This is a genomic window from Streptosporangium sp. NPDC006930, from assembly GCF_040635605.1.
GTDB lineage: Bacteria > Actinomycetota > Actinomycetes > Streptosporangiales > Streptosporangiaceae > Streptosporangium.
Genome location: NZ_JBEYID010000002.1, coordinates 639209 through 665528, shown reverse-complemented (window position 1 = coordinate 665528; position 26320 = coordinate 639209). Strand labels below are relative to the sequence as shown.

Below are 26320 nucleotides of genomic sequence, written 5' to 3'. Positions count from 1 at the left end.
GTCCTACCGGCCGGTGGCAGAGGGCGGTGACGTGCCGGTAGGTCGTGACGCGGGCGTGCGTCCTGCTCCGCTGGACGCAGGAGAGGGATTCACCGGTCGACCGATCATGCGGGGCGTCACCCCAGCTTCCGCCGCATGATCGGCCGATCGTCGCGGGGGCGGGCCACCTCGGAGAATCCGGCGTCGAGGAAGGCGCTCGCTATTCCCGTCATCGCCGTGTCCGCACCCGCGCGCCTCCCTTCGCGAGGCTCGACCGGATAGCCCTCGGCGACCTCGTAACCCGCGGAGGCCGCGTAGTCGCAGACGGCATCCAGAACGGCCGGCAGCAGCCCGGAGCCACGATGCTTCTTCTGCACGTAGACGCACGCGATCGCGCAGACCGGCTCGTCGTCGACGCTCGCGAGGAGCGGCGAGCGCTCCAGTCGCGGGAACGACGAACGCGGCCCGAGCGAGCACCATGCCACCGGCGTGTCGTTTTCGTAGACGACCACACCGGGGGCCGGGTCACCCTGGGCGAGACGACTCATCGCCTTCTTGTTCCCCTCGCCCTTTCCTTCCGTCCACTCCGCGATGGACAGCCGCCAGTGCATGCACCAGCACCCGCGGGCACCTCCGTTGCTCCCGAGAACCGTCTCGAAATCGCTCCAGGTCTTCTTGGACAGCTCTTTGACGGTGAGGGGGCCGGACGCTTTCCGATCGCTACGGGTGGTCATCTCGAATCCTCCGACTGGTGTTGAAGGCTTGACGTACGTGAGCCTTTCCTGGTGCGTACCTCCGAATGCGAATAACTGTTATAGCGTTTTTACAGGTTACTATAGATGGGATGTGAGCTTGGGGACGAGGGCTGTCGACGCCGACTTCGTGTCGCCCGGATCACCGCCACGACGATGGAAATTCGTTCGCGGATGAACGGCCGTCGTCGCCATGATGTGTCGATGCCTCAGCAGACCGCGTACCACGACGCGCTCGGTGACTACTTCGCCGGGCACGCCGACATCAGCCCATACAACGCCTACACCGATCGGCCCGCGATGCTGGAACTCGCGGGTGACGTCGCCGGTGCGAGGGTCCTCGACGTCGGCTGCGGAGGCGGGCACTACGCCGCCGACCTGCTGGCGCGGGGCGCCGAGGTGGTCGGTGTCGACGGCAGCGCCACGCTGCTGGAGCACGCGCGGGCACGGGTGGGCGAGCGGGCCGAGCTGCGGCTGCACGACCTGGAGGAGCCGCTGGGCTTCGCCGACGACGCGTCGTTCGACGGCGCCGTGTGCGCGCTGGTTTTCCACCACATCACTCGTCGCGCGCAGCTGCTGGGTGAGTTGCGCCGCGTGCTGCGGCCCGGCGGATGGCTGCTGGTCTCGACGACCCATCCGACGGCCGACTGGCGCCACTTCGGCGGCTCGTACTACGCCGACGACTGGGTCGAGCTTCCCCTCAAAGGAAGCTCGTTCTCCATCCGCTACCAGCGCATGCCGCTGGAGACGTTCCTGAGTGAGCTGCTGGCCGCCGGATTCGTCCTGGAACGGCTCGTCGAGCCGCGCCCGGTACCCGGCCTGCGAGAGATCGACGAGGCCACCTACGACAAACTGCACCGGACGCCGTCTTTTCTCTCCGTCAGGCTGACCCGTCCCTGACGTACGGGCGGCGGAGCCCCGGTCGACGGGGAGAGCGGGGCGCACAGGTACGGCGTGGCCCAGGACGGCGAGGTGACAGGGGCCTGTCCGGAAATGTCGGGGCGCCCCGGGCTGCTGTCAGCGCCGGAGTGGAAGGATGTTCGCTATGACGGAATCGGGGATGAAGTCGGACCTCCACCGCTATCTGCGGACCGCCCGAGAAGCCCTGCTGTGGAAGCTCGACGGGCTCTCGGAGTACGACATCCGCCGCCCGCTGACGCCGACCGGTACGAACCTGCTGGGACTGGTCAAACATGTGGCCAGCGTTGAACTCGGATACTTCGGCGAGACTTTCGGACGGCCGTCCGCGGAGCCACTTCCCTGGTTCGAAGACGGAGCCGAACCCAACGCGGACATGTGGGCGACCGCCGATGAATCGCGCGAAGAGATCGTCGGGCTGTATCACCGCGTGTGGACGCACTCGGACGCGACGATCGAGGCACTGACGCTGGACGCGATCGGCCGGGTGCCGTGGTGGCCGGATGACCGGAGTCAGGTGACACTGCACCGGATCCTGATACACATGATCGCCGAGACGAACCGCCACGCCGGACACGCCGACATCGTCCGGGAGATCATCGACGGAGCCGTCGGACTGAGTAAGAACAGCGATGCCATGGCACTGGGTGACCAGGGATGGTGGGAGGGCTACCGAGACCGGCTGGAGCATGTCGCGCGGGAGGTCGGCGGGGGAGCCGAGTCTTCGGTGCGGCCCTAGAAACCCGGGCGCCCGGCTACGTCATAGGTCAGCGGCTCGATACCGCCGTCCCCGCGGAGCGCATTCCCCGATCCCGTGATCGCGACGGCAACGGGGATCCCGGTGAGGGCCGTAGCGCAGCAGCGAGACGGCGAGATCGGGGCGGGCGGCGGCCCAGACGTCAACCTCCGGGGCACCTCAGCCATTTCAGACCGTCATGACCACGGCGACACGCTCGGAGGCGACCCGAAGCCACATCCAGGCGGGACCGAACCTTTCGACGTGTCACCGGCGTCGGTAACGGTTGAGAGGAGTCGCCTTGGACCGCAATGACAGCTTCCGCGGGTTCGTCGCCGACCATCAGCAGGCGCTGATGCGTACCGCCTACCTGCTCACGGGAGACGCCCACCAGGCCGAGGACCTGCTGCAGAGTGTCCTGCTCAAGGTGCTCGGACGCTGGTCCAGGCTGTCGCGCGTCGAACGCCCCGACGCGTACGCGCGTAAGGCGCTGCTGAACCAGTACATCTCGTGGCGGCGGCGCCCGGTCAGGAGCGAGTTCCCGACCGCCGACCCACCTGACCGGCCCTACTCGGGCGAGGACTCCACCATCGTGCGGCTCGTCATGCGTCAGGCTCTCATGCGGCTGCCACCCCGGCAGCGGGCGGTGATCGTACTGCGCTACTACGAGGACAGGACCGAACGTGAGACAGCCGAACTGCTGAACTGCTCGATCGGAACGGTGAAGAGTCAGGCCCACTACGCGCTGGCCCGCTTACGCGAACTCGCGCCCGACCTGGCGCCCAAGCTCGCCGACCTGGAAACCGAGGAGGCCTACCGATGACCTGGCTGCGGAACGTGCTCGTCGACCTGGCCGAAGAGTCTCCACAGGTGGACCTGGCAGAACGCACGATCGCGATGCGTGAGCGCAGGCGGCGTACGGTGATCTCGCTCCTCGCGGCGGCCACGGTCGTGGGCATCGCTCTCGGTACGACGGCCACCATCCGGCTGCTGCCTGACGAGCCACAGGAGATCGCCTCCAAGGGTGACCTGCCCGCGCGGGGGGTGGGACCACTGAGCCACGCGTACAAGACCTTCTGCGAACCGGCCACCGGGAAGAAGCCGTCGGATTGCCGGGACGGAGGCTGGCGGGTGGTCACCCGGAGCGGCAAGACCTACCACGTGCAGGAGGCGCTGCCCAGCCTCGCCCCCGGCCGCACCGGCCTGCGCGACAGCCCTCTGGCGATCAGCCGGGACGGTCGGAAGATCGCCTACTACAGCGCCGAGGAAGGCACCTTCCAGGTCCGCGATCTGGCCTCGGGCCAGAAGACGACGGCTGCGAGCAAGGTGCCGACGGCCTGGCTGGGAACCATCTCGCGTTTGATGCTGTCGGATGACGGGCGGTTCGTGGCGTTCAGCAAGGCCCCGGAGTTCAAGGATCCCGCGCTGCTCATCGATATGCGTGACGGCGTCGTCCGCGAGTTGCCGAACCGCTGGGTCCCCATCGGCCTGTCAGGGGACGGCGCCACCATCACGCTCGCGGAGTACTCGCCCAGATCACAGCTACGGACGATCTCGAACCTGTGGCCGAGCTCTTCGAAGGGCGACTCCACATTGGTCATCCTGCCGGTGGACTACATCTTCAGCCCGCTCGCCCCCGACGGGAAGACCGTCGCGGTGATCGAGAACCGCGGTACCGTCGAGAAGCCATGCCGTCATGGCGACCTCACTCTGATGGACACGCTCACCGGCAAGAAGCGGAAGAAGACCGTGATCAGCGGCCTGCCCTCCGATGTCTCCCAGATCTCGCTGCGCACCTGGCTCAGCGCAGAGGAGGTCACGGTTCTAACCGGGTCCGTACGGTGCAGGCCGCTGTCCGAGGTGCCGGACGACGAGCCTGCGGTGATCGACCCGCCGTACAGGACCATGACCGCCTACGCGGTGAACGTCAGGACCGGCAAGGCCAGGAAGCTCGCCACGTACAGAGCGCAGGGCTTCTTCGAAATCGTCCTCCCGGGTCCTCCCGGGGCGCTGTGACCCCCGGTCTCACGTCATGGGCTGCTCCGGGGTGGTGAGTCTGGCGGCGCGGGTGGTGAGGTAGTCGCGTTCCGGGGCGCTCGTGGTGCGACTCGCCGCCGCGCGGTAGTCGTCGAGGGCCGCCCGCCGGTCACCGGCCATCTCCAGGAGGTGGGCCCGTGCCGTGTAGAAGCGGTGGTGGTCGGCCAGGCGGTCGTCGGCGCCGAGTGTCCTGAGCATGTCGAGGCCGATTTCTGGGCCGTGCGCCATGGCGGCGGCGACCGCGCGGTTGAGGGAGACCATGGGGTTGTCGGACATGCGTTCCAGCAGGCCGTACAGTGCCAGGATCTGCGGCCAGTCGGTCTCCTCGGCCGTCGCCGCCTCGTCGTGGACCGCGGCGATCGCCGCCTGGAGCTGGTAGGGGCCGACCGCGCCCCTGGCCAGGGTGGCGGTGATGAGCGCGACGCCCTCGGCGACGGCGGCGCCGTTCCACAGGCTCCTGTCCTGCTCCGCGAGAGGGATCGGGGTGCCGCCGGGGTCGGTACGGGCGGGACGCCGGGCGTCGGTGAGCAGCATCAGCGCGAGGAGCCCGGCCACCTCGCAGTCGTCGGGGAGCAGGTCGTGGGCCATCCTGGTGAGCCGGATCGCCTCGCGCGACAGCTCAACGCGCTGCAGGTCGGGGCCGGCGCTGCTGGCGTAGCCCTCGTTGAAGACGAGGTAGAGCACGTGCAGCACCGAGCCGAGCCGTCGCGCCCTTTCCTGGGAAGCCGGCATGCGGAACGGGATCCCCGAGGCCTTGATGCGCTGCTTGGCCCGGCTGATCCGCTGCGCCATGGTCGACTCGGGCACCATGAACGCCCTGGCGATCTCGGCCGTGGTCAGGCCGCCCACGGACCGCAGGGTGAGGGCGATCGCCGACGCCGGGGTGAGCGCCGGGTGGCAGCACAGGAACAGGGTGGTGAGCGTGTCGTCCCGGTCCGTCTCGTACGCGTCGTCCGCCGACGGAGCGGTCCGCCGGTCGGAGGACTCCCGGGTGGCGACCAGCTCCTCCCGGCGGCGCCGCGCCTGCTCGTTGCGTACCTGCTCGGTCATCCGGCGGTACGCGACCTGGATGAGCCATCCGCGCGGGTTGGCGGGGACGCCCTCTTCCGGCCACTGGGCCGCGGCGTCGATCAGCGCCTCCTGGACCGCGTCCTCGGCGGCGGCGAAGTCTCCGAACCGCCGGGTGAGCACGCCGACGACCTGCGGCACCAGCGGGCGCAGCAGGTCGTCGACGGCAGGGCTATCCAACGGTCACAACCCCTTGGAGGCCGGGCTGTCCGGTGGTCACAGTCCTTCGGGGACCGGGCTGTCCAGCGGTCACAGCTCCTCGGAGGGAGGGGCCGACATCACCTGGCGCAGCTCTATCGGCATGTTCAGCGGCTTGCCGCCGGGGCCGGGGGCCGCCGAGACGTAGGCGGCGAGGTCGATCGCCCGCTCGGGGCTTTCGCAGTCGACGATCCAGTAACCGACCAGGAACTCCTTCGTCTCGGGGAACGGGCCGTCCGTGATGACGGCCGCGCCGCCCTCCCCGGCCCGTACGATCTTGGCCTGGTCGGGGGCCGCGAGCCCCTGGGCGTCCACGAACTCCCCGGCCTCGACGAGCTTCCTGTTCGTGTCGTGCATGAACTGGATGTGGGCCTGTACGTCTTCGACGGGCCAGGTGTCGATCGGCGGCACCGCGTCCTGCATCTGCCCGCTGAACTGCATCAACATCATGTACTTCATGCCATCGCTCCTCACGTTCGAGCGTCCTCCTCGACGCTCTCACCCACAGGTAGAAGCAGGCGACCGTGTTCTCGACATTCTGGCCGACATTCGGCGAAAGAAAGTTCCCGCCACGGCGCCGGAGTGCGAAGTGCCAGGTCAGGGGCAGGGCGGGCGTGCCGGAATTCTCACCCCGGTGCCGTGGTTTCGTCTACTGCCCGTGCCGGTGAGAGCCTTGAGAGGTGGTTGGGAAACCGTTGGGAAAGAGGGATCATGGTCGCACCGCTTGAGTTCGCGATCGACACGTTCGGGGACGTCACCGCCGACGCGGACGGAAGCCGGCTGCCGTACGCGCAGGTGATCCGCAACGTCGTCGAGGAGGCGGTGCTCGCCGACAGCGTGGGGATCGACGCCATCGGCGTCGGGGAGCACCACCGGGACGACTTCGCGATCTCGGCGCCGGAGATCGTGCTGGCGACGATCGCCGGTCGCACCGAACGCATCCGCCTCGGCACCGCGGTGACCGTGCTCAGCTCGGATGACCCGGTACGGGTCTTCGAGAAGTTCGCGACCCTGGACGCGGTGTCCCAGGGCCGCGCGGAGATCATTCTCGGCCGTGGCTCGTTCACGGAGTCGTTTCCGCTGTTCGGTTTCGACCTGGCCCAGTACGAGGAGTTGTTCGAGGAGAAGCTCGACCTGCTCTCCCATCTCCTGGAGGAGGGCCCCGTCACGTGGCAGGGCCGGCTCCGTGCCGGGCTGAAGGACCAGCACGTGTATCCGAAGACGGAGTCCGGCCGGCTGCGCACCTGGATCGGCGTCGGCGGCAGCCCCCAGTCCGTGGTGCGCGCGGCGAGTTACCGGATGCCGCTCATGCTCGCGATCATCGGCGGTGCGCCGGCGCGTTTCGCGCCGTACGTCGACCTGTACCACCGCGCCCTCGCCCAGTTGGAGGTTGAGCGGTTGCCGGTCGGTGTGCACTCGCCGGGCCACATCGCCGAGACCGACCGGCAGGCCCGCGAAGAACTCTGGCCGCACTATCGGGCGCTGCACGACCGCATCGGCCGTGAGCGCGGCTGGGGTCCCACGACCCGGGACGGTTTCGAGACGGAGGCCGATGAGGGCTCGCTCTACGTCGGATCGCCCGAGACGGTGGCCGCGAAGATCGCGAAGACCGTGAGCACGCTCGGCGTCAACCGTTTCGAGCTCAAGTACAGCTCGGGGACGCTCGCGCACGAGAAGCTGATGAACACGATCCGCCTCTACGGCGAGGAGGTCGTGCCGCGGGTGAGGGGGCTTCTGGCCAAGACCTCGGCGGCGGCTCCGACCGGGTGAGCCGGGAGGCGCGACCGTCACCGCGGGGGATCTCATCCGCCGATCGCGGCCCACAGGGTGTCGAACTCCTGGGAGGTCAGGGCGTTCAGGCCGAAGTCGCCGGGATAGATCGGCCCTTCGGCCAGGAAGCCGTGCTCGTCCTCGATGTGGCGCCATGAGTATGTGCGGGCGATGCCGTCCGAGCCAAGCTCGGCGTGTCTCACGGGCCAGTACTCCCCGCCGCTGTCGATGACGGTCTCGAACAGCCACACGTGGCCGTCGCCGTCCACCCCGTGCCAGTACAGGTGTGGCCGGTCGCTCTCGTCGAGCGCCCGGATCGTGTCCCTGCGGCGGTCCTGCGACATCGTGCTCCCCGGTGTTCGTCAGAAGGCTGAGTGTTCGGTGTTCGTCCAAGGCGAGGAAGGGCTCGGGGCTTGCCAAAAGCAGCCGAAGGGCGCATACCCTGCCTTTTGTTATGTTGCGTGTTCTTGGTCCGCTCCAGGCGGAGATCAACGGCCGTACGGTGGACCTCGGCACCTCCCGGCAGCGGGCCGTGGTGGCCAGGCTCGTCGCGGCGGGCGGGCACGTGGTCTCCACCGATCGTTTCATCGATGACCTGTGGCGCGGGCAACCGCCGCCGAAGGCGCTGGCCGCGCTCCAGGTCTACGTGTCCAACCTGCGGCGGGTGCTCGAACCCGGACGGCTGCCGCGCACGCCCGCCACGGTGCTGGTCAGCGCCGTACCGGGCTACCGCCTGCGGCTGGATCCCGATCAGGTGGACGCCTGGCTCTTCCCCCGCCTGGTCGAGGCCGCCGGGGCCGCGCTCGCCGAGGGGGACGGGGCACGGGCACTGGAGACGGTGGACCGGGCGCTCGGGTTCTGGCAGGGACCCGCGTACGGGGAGTTCGTCGGCGACGAGTGGGCGGAGCCCGAGGCCGCGCGGCTCGAAGAGCTGCGGCTCGTCGCCGTGGAGCACAGGGCGGAGGCGCTGCTGGCGCTCGGTCGCAACGCGGAGGTCGAGCTTGAGCGGCACGTCCGCGCCCACCCGCTCAGGGAGAACGCGGTACGGCTGCTCGCCCTCGCCTACTACCGGGCAGGGCGGCAGGCCGACGCCCTGGGCGCGATCAGGAGGGCACGCGAGACCCTCGCCGACGAGCTGGGAATCGACCCGGGCCCCGCGCTGCGCGCGGTGGAGGCCGACATCCTGGCCCACGCCGACTCCCTGAACCGGACGAAGGCGCCCGTCCGCGTACGGACGCCGCTCTCGGATGCCGCGGGGAACGGGGTGAGGGGGCCGGGTCAGGGTGGTCGGGGACGGCCGGGGCCGGACCTGGCGGGGCATGATCGCGACCCGAACCACGACCGGGATCGGGAGTTCGACCGAGGCCGGGACGGGGACAGGGGCCAGGAGCACGACAGGGGCCGTGACGGGGGAGAAGACCTTGCCCTCGGCGCCCTCGGCGCCCTCGACGACCTCGACGACCCCGTTTCCAGTCTTGTGGGCCGTACCGAGGAACTGGCGGCGTTGGAAACGGTCGCGCGAGGGGGCGGGGTGCGCACGGTGTGGCTGGGCGGCGATCCGGGAGCGGGTAAGAGCACCCTGGCCACCGCGTTCGCCCGGCGGCTCGCGGAGCGCGGCTGGCTGACCGCGACCGGGCAGTGCCCGGAGACCGACGGTGGGGCGCCACCCGCGTGGGCGTGGAGCGAGGTGCTGCGCGCCCTGGCCGCGGAACGGCCGCCGGAGAGTGATCTGGCGGTCCGGCTGGCACCGCTGCTGGACGACGACGCCCCGCCCGCGGGACCGTTCCTGCTGGCTCGTGCGGTGGGGGACTACCTCTCCCGGGCCGTCGGGCGCGGCACCCGGCTGCTGGTGGTCATGGAGGACGTGCACCGGGCCGACAGCGAGACGCTCCAGCTTCTGCGCCACCTCGCCACGGGGGGCGCGGAGGCGGACATCTTGATCGTCGCGACCTACCGGCCCACCGAGGCCGTCGAGCACCTGGGGGCGACCTGGGCGGCCCTGGCCGGGCGTGACACCCACAGGATCGACCTGGGCGGGCTCGGCGACGAGGACGTGGCACTGCTGCTGCGCGAGCGCTCGGGGCGGGAGGTGGACGCGGTGACCGCGCGGACCGTGGCCGAGCGGACCGGCGGCAACCCGCTGTTCGTCTGCGAGACCGCGCGGCTGATCACCACGGACGGTACCTCGGCCGCCCGCGCGCTGCCCCCGGGCGTGCGCGACCTGATCCGTCGCAGGATCGCCAGGTTGCCCGCGACGGCCCAGCGGATCCTGCGGGACGCGGCCGTCGTCGGGAGGGACGTCGACGTCGACGTGCTGCTCACCCTGGAGGGCGCCGAGGAGGACGCCGCCCTCGAAGCGCTGGAGGCGGGCGTGGTGACCGGGCTGCTGACCGAGCCCGCCCCCGGACGGGTGCGCTTCGCCCACGTGCTCGTCAGGGAGACCCTCTACGAGGACACGCCCGTACTGCGCCGTACCCGGCTGCACGGCAGGGTCGTCGGCGCGCTGGAGCGGGTCAGACCGGGGGAGGTCACCGCGCTGGGCCACCACGCGCTCGCCGCGGCCACCCCGGCCTCGGCGGGGCGGGCGGTGCCCTACGCCAGGGCGGCGGCCGAGCAGGCGAGGGGGATGCACTCCTATCGGGAGGCGGGGGCGTTCTACCGGGGAGCGCTGGAGCACGTCGACGACGACGCGCTCCGGCTCGACCTGCTCTGCTCGCTGGTGGCCGTACAGGCGCACGAGGGCGACGTACTGGCCGCCAGGGAGAACCGCGAGCGGGCCGTCGCCCTCGCGCGGCGGCTGGGCGGCGGTCTGAACCGGGCGTTGACCGCGTACGACGCGCCGGTGACCTGGTCGATCCAGCCGGGCCGCCACGTGGACCAGCCGCTCGTCGACGCGCTGGTGGAGGCGCTGGACGGCGCCGACGACGAGACCCGCTGCCGGCTGCTGGCCACGCTCGTCTTCGAGCTGGAGGGGCACGACGACGAGCGCTGCCGGGCCTACAGCGCCGAGGCGGTCGAGATCGCCAGACGACTGGGGCGTACGGACCTCGTCTGCCTGGCGCTCAACGCCCGTTACTTCGTGCTGCTGACCCCCGACCGCCGCGACGAGCTGGAGGTCGTGGCCCGTGAGCTGGTCGAGCTCGGCGACCGCGCGGGACTGCCCGGGTACGCGATGCAGGGACACCACGCCCTGTTCATGGTCAGCCTGGGCCGCTGCGACCTCGCGGCCGCCAGGCACCACGCGGACCGCGCCCTGGAGCACTCCACCACCGGCCAGCTCGGTCTCGCGCTGGGTGTGCTGTCCATGCTCGACACGCTGATCCTGCTGATCAAGGGTGACTTCGAGGGCGCGGAGCGGTCCTACCTGGCCATCGCCGACCGCATGATGGCCGCCGGAGGGGCGAACGCCCACATCATCGGGCCCATCGGCCGGTTCGCGGCGCGGCTGGCGGGCGGCCTGCCGCAGGACATCCCCGAGCTGCTGGCGCTGCATGCGCTCGTTCCCGAGGGGATGTCGGACATCCTGGTCAGGGCACTGGCCGCCGAAGGGCGCGTCGCGGAGGCGCGGACGTACTGGCAGCCCGACCAGGAGCCCCGCCTGGACTACTACTGGCTCCTCTGGCAGGGCCTGCGCGGGGAGAACGCGATCGCGCTGGGCGACCGGTGGGCGGCCGAGCACTGCTACGAGGTCCTGCTGCCCTGGGACGGTGAGCCGGCCGGGATGCACTCGGGATCGATCACCCTCGGGCCGGTCGCCCAGATCCTGGGCGACCTGGCCGTCTTCCTCGGCCGGGACGCGACCGCACACCACGAGCGGGCGGTGGCCGTCGCGGAGAGGGTCGGATCACCGCACTGGGCGCGCAGGGCCGCCGAGGCGCTTGGGCGGTGAGAATCCGGATCAAGGAGACGCGCCGAGGGGCCGGGACGAGGAGGTGCGGTGAGGATCCGGGGTGAGGATCCGGGTCAGGAGACGGCGAGAGGGCCGAAGATCAGCCGCTGCCGCCGCCGGTGGCCCCGCCGGAACAGGGAGAGCATCACCGTCAGCGGGGGACCTGCGAGCTTGCGCAGCCGGGCCATCTCGTCGGGCTCGGCGTACTGCTCCATCCTCGGCAGGTCGATCCTGACGTTCCCGCCCTTGCGGACCTCCGTCTCGACCCGGTGCCAGTCTGCGACGGACACGTACTTCCTGATGATCGGGAAGAGCAGCCGCTCCTCCTCCGTGATGTGCTCGTCGAGCATGTCGGCGAGCCGGGTGAGGGACTTGGCGAGCGCGGAGGCGTCGCCGGTCGAGGCGAACGCGGCGGCCTGGCCCTCGATCTCGGCCAGCAGCGGGTCGAGGTCGGCGTGGTCGTCGCTCAGGTCGCGCAGGTCCACCTCGGCTCCGGCGGACCGTTCGAGGACGGGCCAGAGCACCTTGTCCTCCATCGTGTGGTGGTGGTGGATGCCCCGGTTCAGTGTCGTGATGAAATCGGCGATGGCGCGGGCACGGGTCTGGTCGGCCGACTGCCGGCCCTCGGCCAGCTGGGTGGCGAGCGTGGCGAGGCGGCGGACGTCACCGCGCATCGCGCGGTGGGTGATCTGGAATCCCAGAAGTTCCGGGGTCATGTCGAGGGCTCCTCGGTCGGTGCGGGCTGCTTACCCGACCACGATGCGACGGTCCTCTTATGGGCTACTTGGTAGTCACTTGGTGGCGAACCGTGGCCTTCCGGCACGCCCGTTTCCCCGGGTTCCCGGGCGGGATTCGAGGGGGTGGGCCGAAGGTCGGGCGGGGTTCGTCGCGGGGAGCGTGTGGTGGTCCGGACGGACCTCTATTGATTTCGCATCCCGCTGCGGAGCCGTGTATGGTTACACCTGTCCGCAAGCGAGAGCGACACGGACAGGCCCCTTTAGCTCAGTCGGCAGAGCGTCTCCATGGTAAGGAGAAGGTCTACGGTTCGATTCCGTAAAGGGGCTCAACAGCCTAAAGGCCCTAACCTTCCGGTTAGGGCTTTCGGCTTGGTTGGCCTTAAAGCAGGCGCAAAGGCGAGCCAGAAAACACTCAAGGTTCCTGACACGCGAGCGGGCATACTGGGGCAACCCAGAAGAGATCGCCCTGACCTGCACAAGTACGCAGGCACTCTGCGGGTCGGGTATCCTTGCGGGGTCGGTCGATTTCGTCGGCCTCAAGGCGGAGTAGCTCAGCCAGGCAGAGCAAACGGCTCATAATCGTTGTGTCGCCGGTTCAAGTCCGGCCTCCGCTACTACCCACAGGGGCTTCTCCCACCAGAGAAGTCCTGTCGTGGGTTGTCCACTGTCCAGAACGTAGAAAGGCACTCCCAAGTGGCTGCCACCGACGTTAGGCCGAAGATCACGCTGGCCTGCCAGGAGTGCAAGCACCGCAACTACATCACGCGGAAGAACCGGCGTAACGACCCGGATCGGCTTGAGCTGAAGAAGTACTGCCCCAACTGCAAGACGCACCAGGCGCACCGCGAGACTCGCTAGTCTGCGCGAAGCCTTCCGCCGTAGGCGGGAGATGAGTGCTTCATCGGCACGCACACACTCCACGAAAACCGGCGTCCTCCAACGAGGCGCCGGTTTGTCGTATCCGTACAGTTTTCTCGCACGGGCGTTGACCACGGAAGAGAGACGGCGGGAGGGCGAGCCGGGCTAGGTTTGCCGGTGGCACACTTCCAGGTGGTCACCCGGGGTCCAGGCGGCCCCCGAGGGCATGCTTTGGAATCTTGTTCTGTTAGTGTCTCGGTTCCACTCCGGTCTCCGGACCGGTCTCATCGCGGCAACCCGCCGGTGTTGGCCCCAGCAGTTCGGTATCCGCAAAGGAGCACGATGGCTCTGAACCGTGACTTCGTCGGGCGGGCGTCCGCGCCCTCCTCGCCGTACGAGGTCAGTCGCGTGAAGATCAAAGAGTTCGCGACGGCGATCGGGGACGACAACCCGATCTACCGGGACAGGGAGGCGGCCCAGGCCGCCGGGCACCCCGACGTGATCGCGCCGCCGACCTTCCCCATCGTGTTCAGCCTGGTCGGAGGGACGATCCTGACCGACCCCGAGCTCGGCCTGAACCTCGCCATGGTGGTCCACGGCGAGCAGCGCTTCGAGTACCGGCGGCCGATCCACGCCGGGGACGAGCTGGTGAGCGTCTCCACCGTGACCGACATCCGCAGCGTCGGCCGCAACGAGCTGATCACCGTCAAGAGCGACGTCAGCACCGTCGACGGTGAGCCCGTGTGCACGACCTACAACACCATCGTCGAGCGTGGAGGGGCGGGCTGACATGGCCGCGACGGTCAAGTACGACGAGGTCGAGGCGGGGCAGCAGATCCCGCCCGCCGAATACACGGTGCGCCGCGCCAGCCTGGTGATGTACGCCGGGGCCTCGGGCGACTTCAACCCCATCCACTGGAACGAGCGCTTCGCCAAGACCGTCGGGCTCCCCGACGTCATCGCGCACGGCATGTTCACCATGGCGCAGGGCGGCCGGTTCGTCACCGACTGGGCGGGCGACCCCGGCGCGGTCGTCGACTACGGGGTGCGCTTCTCCTCGATGGTGGTCGTCCCCGACGACGAGCAGGGTGCCGTCATCACGGTGAGCGGGCTCATCGAGGAGAAGCTTGAGGACAAGCGCGTGGTGGTCGCCCTGACCGCGAAGTCCAACGACTCCCGGGTCCTTTCCAAGGCCCGCGCGGTGGTCCAGCTGTCGTAGGCGCCCCGCTCACGGGCGCCGGTCTCGCCCTGCATGGCCGGTCTCATACGGCACGGCGCGGCTCCGCCCGGGATTCCCCGGATGCGGTCCGCGCCGGTTCGGGACGCGGCTCATCGGCTCGTGACGGTTCGGTCCGTGGTTCACGGCATGCTCCTGGGCAGGGGCCGAATCTTCTTCCTGTCGCGGGGTAGCTCCCCAGCATGAGCGAAGTACCTCCTAACGTGACCGGCCTCGCCGAGCGGCGGGCCAAGGCGCGAGCCGAGCGGGACCACGCCACCGCCGACGCGCTCCGTGACGAGATCAGAAGCGAGGGCTGGCTCGTCCGGGACACCGCCGACGGCTTCGAGCTCATCCCCTCTCCCTTCTTCGAGGTGTGGCCCACGGTGGGTTCCCTGCCCGAGGGGGCGGCTCGGGACGGTTCGGCCGGGGAGCCGGACGCCGCCACGACCGAGGGACGGGGTAGCGCCGGAGATGCCGGGGACGCCGAGGACGTCAAGGACGCCGCGGGGCGGGAAGACTCCGCGGATCCGAGGCGGGTCGCCGAGGCCGCCGATCCCGGACACCACCCCGGCCGGCTCGGCGACCTGGACGCCGAGCGGATCGCCGAGACCGAGGCGGCGCCCCAGCAGAGGCCCGAGGGGGCGGAACTGGTCGGCCGGACCGACGATCTCGGCGGCCATCCCGAGCGGATGGTCTCCTCCCAGCTGCTGTGGGACGCCAGCCTGTCGATCTCCCGGCTCGACGAGTCGATCGCTCCGCCGGCCAACGCCGAGGAGCCGCAGGAGGCGCGGCCGACGGTGACCGTCGCGCTGCTCGTCGACGGCCACCCCGACGAGCTGCGCGAGTGCGTACGCGCCCTGGTCGCCCGTACGGAGGCGAGGATTCTCGCCCTCGACCTGGGAAACCTGGACGGCGCGGGAGAGGTCCTGGGGGAGCTGGCGGAGGAGTTTCCCCGCAGGGTGGAGTCCTGGCACGTGGCCGAGTCGCCGCACTGGAGGGGAGGCTCCGCGGGATGGGGTGAGAGCCGGGACAAGCTGTTGCGTCTCGACACCTCGGACGTGCACGTCGTGATGGACACCTCCGTGATCCTGGAGGGCGACGCCGTCACCCCGCTGGTCAAGGCGCTGGACGACGATGTGACCGCGGCCGGGTGGAAGGGCGTGAACCCTCGCGAGGACGACAAGGAGTGGCTGGAGGCCGAGCCGGGCGAGGTCCGGGGGCTGCTCGGTCACCTGTTCGCGATCAGGCGTGACACCGCGCTCGCCGCCGGAGGTTTCCCCGCCGACGCCCGCTACTACCGCAACGCCGACCTGGAGTTCTCACTCAGGCTGCCCGGTACGCTCGTCGCCCTGGGAAAGGATCTTCCGGTCCGTCAGGAGCGGCACCGCCGCGAAGACGGCGCGGACCCCGAATATCGCGACAGGGAGTCCCGCCGGACCTATGACCGGGTGCTGAAGCTGCTGCGCTCCCCGTAGGCTGGTCGCGGATTTCGGCCGGGTGGCGGGTGGGGAAGCGCATGACGGAGCGGGTGGCGGGGGTGCGGCTGGCGCCGTACACGACGCTGGGGCTGGGGGGACCGGCCAGGGCGTTCGTGGAGGCGGGGTCGCCCGAGGAGATCGTCGAGCTGGTGGCGGCGGCCGACCGGGCGGGCGAGCCGGTGCTCGTGCTGGGGGGCGGCAGCAATCTGGTCGTCTCCGACGCGGGCTTCGACGGCCTGGTCGTGCGCGTCGCCTCCCGGGGGGTCGAGATCGAGGGGGACTTGGTCACCGCGCAGGCGGGCGAGGACTGGGACGCCCTGGTCGAGCGCGCGGTGGGGGAGGGCCGGTCGGGTGTGGAGTGCCTTTCCGGCATCCCCGGGCTGGTCGGGTCCACGCCGATCCAGAACGTCGGAGCCTACGGGCAGGACGTCTCCCAGACGATCACCGCCGTCCGCGTCTACGACCGCCGGGCCCGCGAGGTGCGGGACCTGACCGCGCGGGAGTGCGGGTTCGCCTACCGGCACAGCGCGTTCAAGGATGACCTGGGGCGATACGTCGTGCTCGCGGTCACCTACGAGCTGGTCGGGGACGCGCTGTCCGGCCCGGTCGCCTACCGGGAGCTGGCCTCCCGGCTCGGCGTCGCCCTGGGCGAGCGGGTGCCGCTCGCCCAGGCTCGGGCGGCGGTGCTGGAGCTGCGCGCGGGCAAGGGCATGGTCCTGGACGCCGCCGACCCCGACACCCGCAGCGCGGGGTCGTTCTTCACCAACCCGGTCCTCGCCGCGGCGCAGGCCGCCGAGCTTGAGTCACGGGTGCCGGGGTTTCCCCGCTGGGACATGCCGGACGGGGCGGTCAAGGTCCCGGCGGCGTGGTTGATCGAGAACGCCGGGTTCCCGAAGGGCTACCGGCGCGGCCCGGCCCGCATCTCCACCAAGCACACCCTTGCCATGACGAATCCGGAGCTGACGGCCTCGACGGAGGAACTCCTCGACCTCGCCCGGGAGGTGAGGGACGGCGTCCTGGAGAAGTTCGGCGTCACCCTGGTCAACGAGCCCGTGATGGTCGGCACCCGGCTCTGAGGCTCTCCGGGATCCCGAGTTCCGCCCCCTGAGGCTCTTCGGAGTCTCCTGAGCTTCTGTCAGGTTCTCGGCGCGGTTCCCGAAATCCCGCTGAGGTTCCCAGAGCCGTTCTCGGGTTCTCCCGGATCTCGTGGCCCTCTGAGGTGGGAATGGGCATCTGATTTCTGCTGCTATGGTCTGACTAGAAAGACCCGAAGGGGAGTAGTCCCAATCGCGTGATCGACATGCTGGCGCCTGAGGCGCCCGGTCGCGCGGGCCTCGGATCCGGCCGGTTCGGCTCGGCTTCGTGGCGGACGAGACCTTCGGCCTGGCAGGCATTAACTGGATGCCGCCGGGCCGAAGACGTGCCCGAAACTCCCCGGGCATCCCCTTCCGCCCGGCTGCGTACGCGGGAAGGGCACCTTCGTTGGAAGCGTTCTGGATCAGTCTTGCTGTGATCTTCGTCGCCGAACTCGGCGACAAGAGTCAGCTCATGGCGATGACCTTCGCCACCCGGTTCAAGCCGTGGCCGGTCCTCGCCGGAATCACCCTGGCCACCGCGGTGGTCCACCTGTTCAGCGTCGCACTGGGCGGGCTGGTCGGCGACTTTCTCCCCACCACGGCGATCACGATCATCGCGGGCATCGCCTTCCTGGGCTTCGCGTTGTGGACGCTGCGCGGGGACGAGCTGACCGACGAGGAGTCGCAGAAGGCGCAGCGCACCACCCGGTCGGCGATCATCGCCGTGACCGTCGCCTTCTTCCTCGCCGAGTTGGGGGACAAGACGATGCTCGCGACCATCACCCTCGCCACCCAGTACGGCTGGTTCGGCACCTGGATCGGCTCGACGGTGGGCATGGTCGCCGCGGACGCTCTCGCCATCGTGGTCGGCCGGATGCTCGGCAAGCACCTCCCGGAGAAGATCATCCGGTACGGCGCCGCCGCGGCCTTCGCCGTCTTCGGCGTGATCCTGCTGCTCGAACCGCTGTTCACCTGATCGGGGCCCGTACGGTCGCGTGTGCTCGGCGGTGGTGGAGCAGGGGGATCGGGGCGAGGCTATGGGTGAAGAGTCAGAGGCGGCGGGTGAGGGGTCAGCCGATCAGGGCGAGGCGGTGGGCGGCCGCGGCCGCCTCGCCACGGGTGGAGACACCCAGCTTGCCGAGGATGTTGGAGACATGGACGCTCACGGTCTTCGCCGAGATGAACAGCTCGGTGGCGACCTCGCGGTTGGACCTCCCCTGGGCGACCAGCCGGAGCACCTCCAGCTCGCGCGGGGTGAGCGGCGGCTCGGAGCCTCTGACCCGCCCGGTGTCTCCGGCCTGCTCGGTGAGGGAGATCCCGATCCGCTGGGCGAGCGCCTCGATCTCGGTGGCGAGCGGCCGGGCGGAGAGCGCGACGGCGATCGGGTGGGCCACGCGCAGCCGGGACGCGGCACCGTCGCGGTCACCGGCGCCGGCCGTCGTCCGCCCTCCGAGGAGCAGCGACTTCGCCCGGAGGAAGGGACGTCCCAGCCGTTCCCAGGCGGCGGCCGCGGCGTCGTGGTCGCGGAGAAGACCGAGCCGGTAGGCCTCGGCGACGGGACTGTCCACGGTCATCGCCTCCCTCGCCTTCTCGACGTGGGCGTGCAGCGCCGCCACCCGTTCCGGCGCGAGCGCCTCGGCCGTCTCGCAGACCCCTCCGAGCAGGCCGAGCACCCGCCAGCCCAGCATGGGCTTGCTGGTGATCTGCGCCTCAAGGGTGATCCGCTCGGCGACCTCCAGCGCGGCCAGCGGCTCCCCGCTGAGCAGGTGCAGGCCGATCATGAGCCGGGCGTTGGCCGTGAGCTCCTGCATGAACTCCTCGGGGGCGTTGCCGAAGGCGCTCACCTCGTCCAGGACGGCTCTGAGCACGTCCGTCTCGCCGCGGGCGATCGCCACGTCCCCGCGGATCCGCCGCAGGTGGTGGCGGGTACGCAGGGTGGGGTCCGCGCCGAGGAGCTGCTCGACGAGCTGGGCGGCCTCGTCGAACCTGCCCAGCGCCTCCAGCGCCTCGGCCCGGTTGTTGGCGATGAACGTGCCCTGGTCACGGTGGCGGCCGTACTTCCTCGCGAGCCGCTCCCCTTCGAGCGCGAGCTCGATCGCCTCGGTGGAGCGGCCCATGTTGTTCAGCGCGTCCACGTTGTTGGCGATGGCGCGCAGGACGCTGCGGCCGGACTCGACGCGCTCGCCGATCGCCTTCGCGGTCTCGTTGAGTTCGATCGTGACGTCGAGGCGCCCCGCGATCGAGTGGCCCAGCGCGAGGTTGAGCAGCAGCTCCGCCTCCAGGGTCTCCTCGCCGTGCTCACGCGCGATCCGCAGCGCCTCCTCGGTGTGCGCCGTCCCCTCCTCCAGCTCGCCGCTGAATATGAGGTACGAGCCCAGCTTGGACAGCACCTCGGCGCGTTCCAGCCCCGGTTTCGGGACGAGCCGCTCGGCGTAGCGAAGATCGTCGAGCACGCCGGGGCGCCGCTTGGCCTTCCTGAACTGTGATCTGCGGACGACCAGATTCGCCACCCTCGCGGGCTCGGTTCGTTCGTCGAGCTCGTTCAGCGCGGCCTTGACGAACTTGCCGCCCCGGTCGGCCTCTCCGCACGCGCTCGCGGCCTCGGCGGCGTGCTCCAGGACGGTGGTGTGGTCCACGCCGATGCGCTCGGCGGCGTCGGGAACCTTGCCCCACAGCGTCAGTACCCGCTCCAGCAGCTGCATCATCTCCTTGTAGGCGAAGGTGTTGGCGGCCTTGCCCGCCGCCTCCCATGCGGAGATGAGGGCCCAGAGGTCGTCGCGGGCGGCGTGCCAGTGGTGGGCGATCTCGATGGCGGCCCGGCCGGGAGGCACCAGCGTGCGGTCCCTGCCGATCTCCTCGGCGAAGCGGGCGTGCAGCCGTACGTGCTCGCCGGGCAGGAGCTCGTCGTGTACGGCCTCGCGGATCAGCGCGTGCCGGAAGACGTAGGCGCGGCCGTCGGCGACCTGCAGCACGTTGGCCGCGATCGCGGTGCGCAGCGCGTCGTCGAGTTCGACGTCCGACAGCTCGCTGACCGCGACGAGCAGGGCGTGGCTCACCCGGATGCCGCCGGCGGCGGCGACGCGCAGCACCCGCTGCGTCTCCTCGGGGAGCCGCTCCACGGAGCCGATGATCAGGTCGTGCAGGGAGTCGGGAAAGGTGCAGGTGCCGCCGCACTCCATCAGCGCCTCGACGAACAGCGGGATGCCCTCGCTGCGCTGGAAGACCCTGTCGACCTGGGCGAACTCGGGTGCGGTACCGAGGATGCCGGCCATCTGGGCGGCCACCTCCGACTGGGTGAGCCGGGGCAGGTCCAGCCGGAGGACCCCGTCCAGCCGGCTGAGTTCGGCGAGCACCGGCCTGAGCGGGTGCTGGCGGTGGAGCTCGTCGGAGCGGTAGGTGAGGACCATCAGCACGGGAGCGGTGCGCAGGTTCCGGCTGAGGAAGGCGATCAGGTCGCGGCTGGAGCTGTCGGCCCAGTGGACGTCCTCGATGAGGAGGATGACCGGGTGGCGCTCCGCGAGCCGTTCCAGCAGGGTGAGTATCTGTTCGAAGAGGCGTGCGCGGGCGGTGTCGCTCTCGGTGTCGCCGCTCGGCTCACCGAACTCGGGGAGCAATCTGGCCAGGTCGCGTGCCCCTCCCTCGGGAAGCAGGGCCGCGACCTTCTCGACGCCGCACTCGCGGACGAACTGGCGGATCGCCGCGGTGAACGGTGCGTAGGCGAGGCCCTCGGTCGACAGCTCCACGCAGCCCCCGTTGAGCACGTGGGCGCCGTCGACCGTGGCCCGCTCCGCGAAACACCCGATCAGGCGTGACTTGCCGACACCCGCCTCGCCGCCGAGCAGTACGGTCACCGCCGCGCCCTTCCGGGCCTGCTCGAACGCCTCGGTCAGGTCCGCGAGTTCCCTCTCCCGCCCCACGAAGACGGGGCTCACCGCCCGACCCACCATGTCTGCCAGCATGTCATGCCTTAAAGGTGCGATCTCCTCATTTTTCGCTCGGTGAAATCGGGAAGTCAGGGAGGCAGGGAGGCCCGGCCGGGCGAGTGGGAGCGGCCGGGCTCTCGGGACGGGGTCATGCCGGAATGATCTTGCTGAAGAGGCCCCCGCGGCGCTTCTCCGAGGAGTGGGCCTTCCTGTCCTCCTGCGCCTCACGGGCGCGGCGGTAGTCGTCGGCCTCCTCGCGGAGCTCGGTGGTCCGATGGGCGATCATCTCAAGGTGGAACTCGGGACCCATGAGGGTTCCTTCCTGGTGTGGCGCCTCGCGGCGCGCTTTCCTTACAGACTCAAGATTCGTCCTAAGGCCCCCGGTCCCACATCGGGAGGATGTCCTATCTCCCGGGCACCTCTCGCCGCGGCACTACCTAGATGGGGCCCCGGCCGTGCCGGTACTACCTAGTGCTGTGACCGGAAGGGTTCAATCTGTGACGCCAGGCTGGAGCAGCGGCAACCGGAGGACGAAGCGCGCGCCTCGTGGACTGTCCTCGATCTCCAGTGTCCCGTGGTGGTCGGCGGAAGTTGACGAAAACCGACAAGGCTGCTGGGCAGGGTCCAGTTTGGAAGTAATCACACCAGTAGGCATGCTGGAGAGGTGTCAACTATGACGACCTCGCTCAACGACGTGGCAACGTCCAACGTCACGCTGCGAAGCTTCCTGCACGGCCTGCCCGGCATCGACCGCGTGGGCGCCGACCAGCGGGCCGCGATGCTCGGCACCCGATCCATCAAGACCACCGCCAAGGCCCAGGCCATCGACCTCGCCATCGGCATGGTGGACCTGACGACCCTGGAGGGGGCCGACACCCCGGGTAAGGTCCGCGCGATGTGCGCCAAGGCCGTCCACCCCGACCCGGCCGACCCCTCCGTGCCCAAGGTGGCCGCGGTGTGCGTCTATCCCGACATGGTCGCCGGGGCCGTGGCGGCGCTGAAGGGCTCCGGCGTCAAGGTGGCCAGCGTCGCGACCGCCTTCCCCAGCGGGCGCTCCTCGCTCGACGTCAAGATCGCCGACACCACCCTCGCGGTGGCGGCCGGCGCCGACGAGATCGACATGGTCATCGACCGGGGCGCGTTCCTCGCGGGCGACTACCTCAAGGTCTTCGAGGAGATCGTCGCGATCAAGGCCGCGTGCGGCACCGCCCACCTGAAGGTGATCCTGGAGACCGGCGAGCTGTCCACGTACGACAACGTGCGCCGCGCGTCCTGGCTGGCCATGCTGGCCGGGGGCGACTTCATCAAGACCTCCACGGGAAAGGTCCAGCCCGCCGCGACCCTCCCCGTGACGCTGATCATGCTGGAGGCGGTCCGCGACTTCCTGGCCGTGACCGGCCGCAAGGTCGGGGTGAAGCCCGCGGGTGGCATCAAGACCACCAAGGACGCGATCAAGATGCTCGTCCTGGTCAACGAGACCGTCGGCGACGGCTGGCTCAGCCCCGACTGGTTCCGGCTCGGCGCCTCCAGCGTCCTCAACGACCTGTTGATGCAGCGCCAGAAGATGACCACCGGCAGATACGCGGGTCCCGACTACTTCACCCTCGACTAAGGCGTTCACATGTTTGAGTACGCACCGGCGCCCGAGTCGCGTGGCGTCGTCGACATCAGGCCGTCCTACGGCCTGTTCATCGGCGGCGAGTGGGTCGACTCCCAGGGCGAGAACCGCAACAAGACCGTCAACCCGGCCTCCGAGGAGGTCCTCGCGGAGGTCGCCTGGGCCACGGAGGCCGATGTCGACCGGGCGGTCCAGGCCGCACGCAAGGCGTTCGGCGTCTGGTCGGCGATGCCCGGCTCCGAGCGGGCCAAGTATCTGTTCAGGATCGCGCGGATCATCCAGGAGCGCTCGCGCGAGCTGGCCGTGCTGGAGTCGTTGGACAACGGCAAGCCGATCCGCGAGTCCCGCGACGTGGACCTGCCCCTCGTCGCGGCCCACTTCTTCTACTACGCGGGCTGGGCCGACAAGCTCGACTACGCCGGGTACGGTCCCGGCCCGCGCCCGCTCGGGGTGGCCGGCCAGGTCATCCCGTGGAACTTCCCGCTGCTCATGCTCGCGTGGAAGATCGCCCCCGCGCTGGCCTGCGGCAACACCGTCGTCCTCAAGCCCGCGGAGACCACCCCGCTGACCGCGCTGCTGTTCGCGGAGATCTGCGCGCAGGCCGACCTGCCGCCCGGCGTGGTCAACATCGTGACCGGCGCGGGCGAGACCGGCGCCGCCCTGGTGAACCATCCCGACGTCGACAAGGTGGCCTTCACCGGCTCCACCGAGGTCGGCCGTCAGATCGCGAGGTCGGTCGCGGGCACCGGCAAGAAGGTCACGCTGGAGCTCGGAGGCAAGGCCGCGAACATCGTGTTCGAGGACGCCGCGCTCGACCAGGCCGTCGAGGGCATCGTGAACGGGATCTTCTTCAACCAGGGCCACGTCTGCTGCGCGGGCTCCCGCCTGCTGGTGCAGGAGTCGATCGAGACGGAGCTGCTCGACGCGCTGAAGCGGCGGCTGGGCACCCTGCGGCTGGGCGACCCGCTGGACAAGAACACCGACATCGGCGCGATCAACTCCGCGGCCCAGCTCGCCAAGATCCGCGAGCTGTCCGACCTCGGGGAGGCGGAGGGCGCGGAACGCTGGTCCCCGGCCTGCTCGCTGCCCGACAAGGGCTTCTGGTTCCCGCCGACCATCTTCACCGGTGTCGCGCAGTCGCACCGGATCGCCCGCGAGGAGGTCTTCGGCCCCGTTCTGTCCGTGCTGACCTTCCGCACCCCGGCGGAGGCGGTGGAGAAGGCGAACAACACCCCGTTCGGCCTGTCGGCGGGGGTGTGGACGGAGAAGGGCTCGCGCATCCTGTGGATGGCGAGCAGGCTGCGCGCCGGCGTCGTCTGGTCCAACACCTTCAACCGCTTCGACCCCACCTCGCCGTTCGGCGGCTACAAGGAGTCCGGGTACGGACGCGAGGGTGGCCGGCACGGGCTGGAGGCGTATCTCGATGTGTGAGCATCACCGGGGCAGGCGTCGCCGCCGACGTGCCCAGGGCACCCGGGGCCACGGCTTCGCCCGCGCGGGACGGCCGGAGCCGCGTGGCTGGTTCGCCCACCGGTGCGGTGTGAGCCGCTGCGGTCAGATCTTCGTGCCGGCCCGGCTGGCACAGCAGGAGAGCACGTGGAGAGGGCTGGGAAATGAGTAAGGCGGAGAGGCCGAGCCGGGCACGGGCGGGCAAGCGGGCGGGGGACGCCGCGGAGGAGCGCGCGGGTGACGCCGCGGGAGAGCGCACGGTTTCCTCCCGTGCGGGCGAGGGCGGGCCCGCACGGCTCGCCGTGCGCAAGACGTACAAGCTGTACATCGGCGGGGCGTTCCCGCGCTCCGAGAGCGGAAGGTCCTACGCCGTGGCCTCCTCAAGGGGCGACTTCCTCGCCAACGCGTCCAAGGCCTCGCGCAAGGACGCCCGCGACGCGGTGACGGCCGCGCGCAAGGCGTTCGGCGGTTGGTCGGGCGCGACGGCGTACAACCGGGGGCAGATCCTCTACCGCGTCGCCGAGATGCTGGAGGGCCGTCGGGCCCAGTTCGTCGCCGAGCTGGCGGAGACCGGGACGAAGAAGGCCGGGGAGGTCGTGGACGCGGCCGTCGACCGGCTGGTCTGGTACGCGGGATGGTCCGACAAGATCGCCGCGATAGCCGGGTCATCCAACCCGGTCGCGGGGCCCTACTTCAACGTCTCCTCGCCCGAGCCGACCGGCGTGGTCGCGGTGGTCGCCCCCGACGAGCCGCTGCTGGGGCTCGTCTCGGTGATCGCCCCGGTGATCGTCACGGGCAACACCTGCGTCGTGATCGCGAGCGAACGTGCCCCGCTGCCCTCGATCACCCTGGCCGAGGTGCTGGCCACCTCGGACCTGCCCGGCGGGGTGGTGAACATTCTCACCGGCTCGGTCGCCGAGATCGCCCCCTGGCTGGCCGCGCACATGGACGTGAACGCCCTCGACCTCACCGGGGTCGCCGACGAGAGCCTCGCGGTCGCGTGCGAGGAGGCGGCGGCGGAGAACCTCAAGCGCGTCTTCCGCCCCGCCGCGACCGACTGGTCCGCCGATCCCGGCACCAGGCGCCTCACGGCCTTCCTGGAGACCAAGACGGTCTGGCACCCCACCGGAGTCTGAATCCGCGCGGCCGTCAGGTGAGCGGGGCGTGGCGGGTCCACGGCCGGGCGGTCTCAAGCTGCCCGGCCAGGGCGAGGAGCTGCGCCTCGCCGCCGGGGGCCGCGACGAGCTGGACACCGATCGGCGTGCCGGTGGAGTGCCTGCCGTACGGGACGCTCATGGCGGGCCAACCGGCCATGTTCCACGCCGCCGTGGCGGGCGCGTACGTCAGGTTGACGCGGGCGTTGGCGAGGAGCCCTCGGCGGCCCCAGCGCTCGGCGGGCGGCGGTACGGCGGCGAGTGTCGGGGTGACGAGCACGTCGGCGTTGCCGAACCACTGGTCCGCCCCGTAGGCGCGCCAGCGGTCGCGGCCCGTCGCCCCGTCCGCCCCGACCCTGGCGAGCAGTCGGCCGACCCTCGCCAGGGACCGGGTGCGCCGCTCCAGCCCGCGCGGGTCGAGCCCTTCGACGTCGCCGGCGGCGCACGCGAACCAGGTGGCCACGGCGGCGGCGGCGACCCGCAGGGACATCCGCTCGGTGTGGTCCACCACGGTGTGCCCCGCCGCGCCCAGGACCTCCGCCGTCTCGGTCACCGCCCGCTGGAACTCGGCGTCCACCGAGAAACCCGGCGGCAGCGGCATCGGCGCGACCGCTATCCGCAGCCGTGGCGGATCCGACAGGGTGAGCCCGCCCGGGTAGTCGTCGATGGCGCGGCCCACGCCGAGGGCCTCGCTCTCATCGGGCGTCGCCAGCGACATGTCACCCGCCATGACGGCGAGGGCGAGGGCGAGGTCGGCGACGGTCGTGGCCATCGGCCCGTTCTCCGACATCCGGTACCAGTCGTGCTCGGGCGGTGGGACCACCCCCTGACCAGGCTTGATCGAGACCAGGCCGCAGCAGGCGGCCGGGATGCGCAGCGAGCCCAGCCCGTCGGCGCCGTGGGCGAGCGGGACCATCCCCGCGGCCACGGCCGCCGCGCTCCCTCCCGAGGAGCCGCCGGGGGTGCGCCCCGGGTCCCACGGGTTGCGCGTGACGCCGTACACGCTGTCGGAGACCCCGGCCAGGCACAGCTCGGGCACGTTGGTGATGCCGACGACCACCGCGCCCGCCGCCCTGAGCCTGGCGACCACGGGGTGATCCTCGTCCGCGGCCACGTCGGGTGTCGCCGCGGAACCGTTGCGTGACGTCTCACCCCCGACCGCGACGTTGTCCTTGACCGCGATCGGCACCCCGGCGAGCGGCAGCCCGGCGAGGTCCTCCCGCTCCTGCAGGACCCGTGCCTCGGCCAGCGCCCGTTCGGTGAGGACCACGCGGAACGCCCCGAGGCGCCCGTCACGCTCGGCGATGGCTTCGAGGTGTTCGGCGACCACCACGGGTGCCGTGACCTTCCCCCGTCGCACGGCATCCGCGATCTCCACTGCGGAACTTCCCACCCACGACATGCACCGAGTGTGGTCCGGCGAATGGGGAAGGGGAAGCGTCCCACATCTCAATCAGATGA

At 70.4% G+C, this 26320-nt stretch carries 23 protein-coding genes and 2 tRNA genes; 17 read left to right on the top strand and 8 right to left on the bottom strand.

Annotation, left to right across the window (positions count from 1 at the left end; all coding sequences use genetic code 11):
• Positions 1-116: 116 nt before the first annotated feature.
• Positions 117-713 carry a GNAT family N-acetyltransferase gene (locus ABZ664_RS06365; RefSeq protein WP_362503820.1) on the bottom strand — a complete coding sequence of 199 codons (597 nt, stop codon included), beginning with the start codon at positions 711-713 and terminating at the stop codon, positions 117-119.
• Positions 714-935: 222 nt separating this feature from the next.
• Here ABZ664_RS06365 and ABZ664_RS06360 point away from each other — a divergent pair, with 222 nt between their 5' ends.
• The 4 genes from ABZ664_RS06360 (at position 936) to ABZ664_RS06345 (ending at position 4401) form a co-directional block, all read left to right on the top strand.
• Complete coding sequence (locus tag ABZ664_RS06360; RefSeq protein ID WP_362503817.1) at positions 936-1631, top strand: class I SAM-dependent methyltransferase; 696 nt, start codon at positions 936-938, stop codon at positions 1629-1631.
• Positions 1632-1791: 160 nt separating this feature from the next.
• Positions 1792-2388 (top strand): DinB family protein, encoded by a 597-nt coding sequence (locus ABZ664_RS06355; protein WP_362503814.1) that lies wholly within the window; start codon positions 1792-1794, stop codon positions 2386-2388.
• A 298-nt stretch (positions 2389-2686) separates the two neighbouring features.
• The gene (locus ABZ664_RS06350; RefSeq protein ID WP_362503811.1) at positions 2687-3208 is read left to right on the top strand and encodes a SigE family RNA polymerase sigma factor; all 522 of its coding nucleotides are present in this window, start codon (positions 2687-2689) and stop codon (positions 3206-3208) included.
• A complete protein-coding gene (locus ABZ664_RS06345; RefSeq protein WP_362503808.1) occupies positions 3205-4401 on the top strand; it encodes a hypothetical protein in 1197 nt (398 codons plus the stop codon). The genes ABZ664_RS06350 and ABZ664_RS06345 overlap by 4 nt, the downstream gene beginning before the upstream one ends.
• A 9-nt stretch (positions 4402-4410) precedes the next feature.
• On the opposite strand, the gene ABZ664_RS06340 is transcribed toward ABZ664_RS06345, so the two are convergent.
• Both ABZ664_RS06340 and ABZ664_RS06335 read right to left on the bottom strand, forming a co-directional pair.
• Complete coding sequence (locus ABZ664_RS06340) at positions 4411-5670, bottom strand: sigma-70 family RNA polymerase sigma factor (protein ID WP_362503805.1); 1260 nt, start codon at positions 5668-5670, stop codon at positions 4411-4413.
• A gap of 69 nt (positions 5671-5739) precedes the next feature.
• Positions 5740-6147 carry a YciI family protein gene (locus ABZ664_RS06335; RefSeq protein ID WP_362503802.1) on the bottom strand — a complete coding sequence of 136 codons (408 nt, stop codon included), beginning with the start codon at positions 6145-6147 and terminating at the stop codon, positions 5740-5742.
• Positions 6148-6399: 252 nt separating this feature from the next.
• Between ABZ664_RS06335 and ABZ664_RS06330 the strand changes: the two genes are divergently transcribed.
• Positions 6400-7458 carry an LLM class flavin-dependent oxidoreductase gene (locus ABZ664_RS06330; protein WP_362503799.1) on the top strand — a complete coding sequence of 353 codons (1059 nt, stop codon included), beginning with the start codon at positions 6400-6402 and terminating at the stop codon, positions 7456-7458.
• Between the two features lie 32 nt (positions 7459-7490).
• On the opposite strand, the gene ABZ664_RS06325 is transcribed toward ABZ664_RS06330, so the two are convergent.
• Positions 7491-7802: a hypothetical protein gene (locus tag ABZ664_RS06325; protein ID WP_362503796.1), complete on the bottom strand. Its 312-nt coding sequence runs from the start codon at positions 7800-7802 to the stop codon at positions 7491-7493.
• Positions 7803-7912: 110 nt separating this feature from the next.
• Between ABZ664_RS06325 and ABZ664_RS06320 the strand changes: the two genes are divergently transcribed.
• Positions 7913-11347, top strand: a complete 3435-nt coding sequence (locus tag ABZ664_RS06320) for a BTAD domain-containing putative transcriptional regulator (RefSeq protein WP_362503793.1) — start codon at positions 7913-7915, stop codon at positions 11345-11347.
• A 74-nt stretch (positions 11348-11421) separates the two neighbouring features.
• On the opposite strand, the gene ABZ664_RS06315 is transcribed toward ABZ664_RS06320, so the two are convergent.
• Positions 11422-12063 (bottom strand): hemerythrin domain-containing protein, encoded by a 642-nt coding sequence (locus ABZ664_RS06315; RefSeq protein WP_362503790.1) that lies wholly within the window; start codon positions 12061-12063, stop codon positions 11422-11424.
• Positions 12064-12338: 275 nt separating this feature from the next.
• Here ABZ664_RS06315 and ABZ664_RS06310 point away from each other — a divergent pair.
• From ABZ664_RS06310 to ABZ664_RS06275, 8 genes are all read left to right on the top strand, one after another.
• Positions 12339-12411: transfer RNA gene (locus ABZ664_RS06310), tRNA-Thr, on the top strand.
• A 213-nt stretch (positions 12412-12624) separates the two neighbouring features.
• Positions 12625-12698: transfer RNA gene (locus tag ABZ664_RS06305), tRNA-Met, on the top strand.
• A 79-nt stretch (positions 12699-12777) separates the two neighbouring features.
• Positions 12778-12942 carry a 50S ribosomal protein L33 gene (gene rpmG / locus ABZ664_RS06300; protein ID WP_030921771.1) on the top strand — a complete coding sequence of 55 codons (165 nt, stop codon included), beginning with the start codon at positions 12778-12780 and terminating at the stop codon, positions 12940-12942.
• Positions 12943-13284: 342 nt separating this feature from the next.
• Positions 13285-13731: a MaoC family dehydratase N-terminal domain-containing protein gene (locus ABZ664_RS06295; RefSeq protein WP_350942876.1), complete on the top strand. Its 447-nt coding sequence runs from the start codon at positions 13285-13287 to the stop codon at positions 13729-13731.
• Between the two features lies 1 nt (position 13732).
• Positions 13733-14161, top strand: a complete 429-nt coding sequence (locus ABZ664_RS06290) for a MaoC family dehydratase (protein ID WP_362503939.1) — start codon at positions 13733-13735, stop codon at positions 14159-14161.
• A 200-nt stretch (positions 14162-14361) separates the two neighbouring features.
• Positions 14362-15636: a glycosyltransferase family A protein gene (locus ABZ664_RS06285; protein ID WP_362503785.1), complete on the top strand. Its 1275-nt coding sequence runs from the start codon at positions 14362-14364 to the stop codon at positions 15634-15636.
• A gap of 41 nt (positions 15637-15677) precedes the next feature.
• Positions 15678-16715, top strand: coding sequence for a UDP-N-acetylmuramate dehydrogenase (locus ABZ664_RS06280; RefSeq protein ID WP_362503782.1), 1038 nt, complete (start codon positions 15678-15680; stop codon positions 16713-16715).
• A gap of 406 nt (positions 16716-17121) precedes the next feature.
• Entirely contained in the window at positions 17122-17691 is a 570-nt protein-coding gene (locus ABZ664_RS06275) for a TMEM165/GDT1 family protein (protein ID WP_362503779.1), read from the top strand.
• Positions 17692-17785: 94 nt separating this feature from the next.
• On the opposite strand, the gene ABZ664_RS06270 is transcribed toward ABZ664_RS06275, so the two are convergent.
• Together ABZ664_RS06270 and ABZ664_RS06265 are read right to left on the bottom strand one after the other, a co-directional pair.
• Entirely contained in the window at positions 17786-20674 is a 2889-nt protein-coding gene (locus ABZ664_RS06270) for an AAA family ATPase (protein WP_362503776.1), read from the bottom strand.
• 112 nt (positions 20675-20786) lie between these two features.
• Positions 20787-20948 carry a hypothetical protein gene (locus ABZ664_RS06265; RefSeq protein ID WP_362503774.1) on the bottom strand — a complete coding sequence of 54 codons (162 nt, stop codon included), beginning with the start codon at positions 20946-20948 and terminating at the stop codon, positions 20787-20789.
• Positions 20949-21311: 363 nt separating this feature from the next.
• On the opposite strand from ABZ664_RS06265, the gene deoC reads away from it, so the two are divergent.
• From deoC to ABZ664_RS06250, 3 genes are all read left to right on the top strand, one after another.
• On the top strand, positions 21312-22250 hold the full coding sequence (gene deoC, locus ABZ664_RS06260) for a deoxyribose-phosphate aldolase (protein WP_362503771.1): 939 nt from the start codon (positions 21312-21314) through the stop codon (positions 22248-22250).
• Between the two features lie 9 nt (positions 22251-22259).
• A complete protein-coding gene (locus tag ABZ664_RS06255) occupies positions 22260-23687 on the top strand; it encodes an aldehyde dehydrogenase family protein (protein ID WP_350942885.1) in 1428 nt (475 codons plus the stop codon).
• Between the two features lie 182 nt (positions 23688-23869).
• A complete protein-coding gene (locus ABZ664_RS06250) occupies positions 23870-24841 on the top strand; it encodes an aldehyde dehydrogenase family protein (RefSeq protein WP_362503767.1) in 972 nt (323 codons plus the stop codon).
• Between the two features lie 13 nt (positions 24842-24854).
• On the opposite strand, the gene ABZ664_RS06245 is transcribed toward ABZ664_RS06250, so the two are convergent.
• Positions 24855-26261, bottom strand: a complete 1407-nt coding sequence (locus ABZ664_RS06245) for an amidase (protein WP_362503764.1) — start codon at positions 26259-26261, stop codon at positions 24855-24857.
• Positions 26262-26320: the final 59 nt, after the last annotated feature.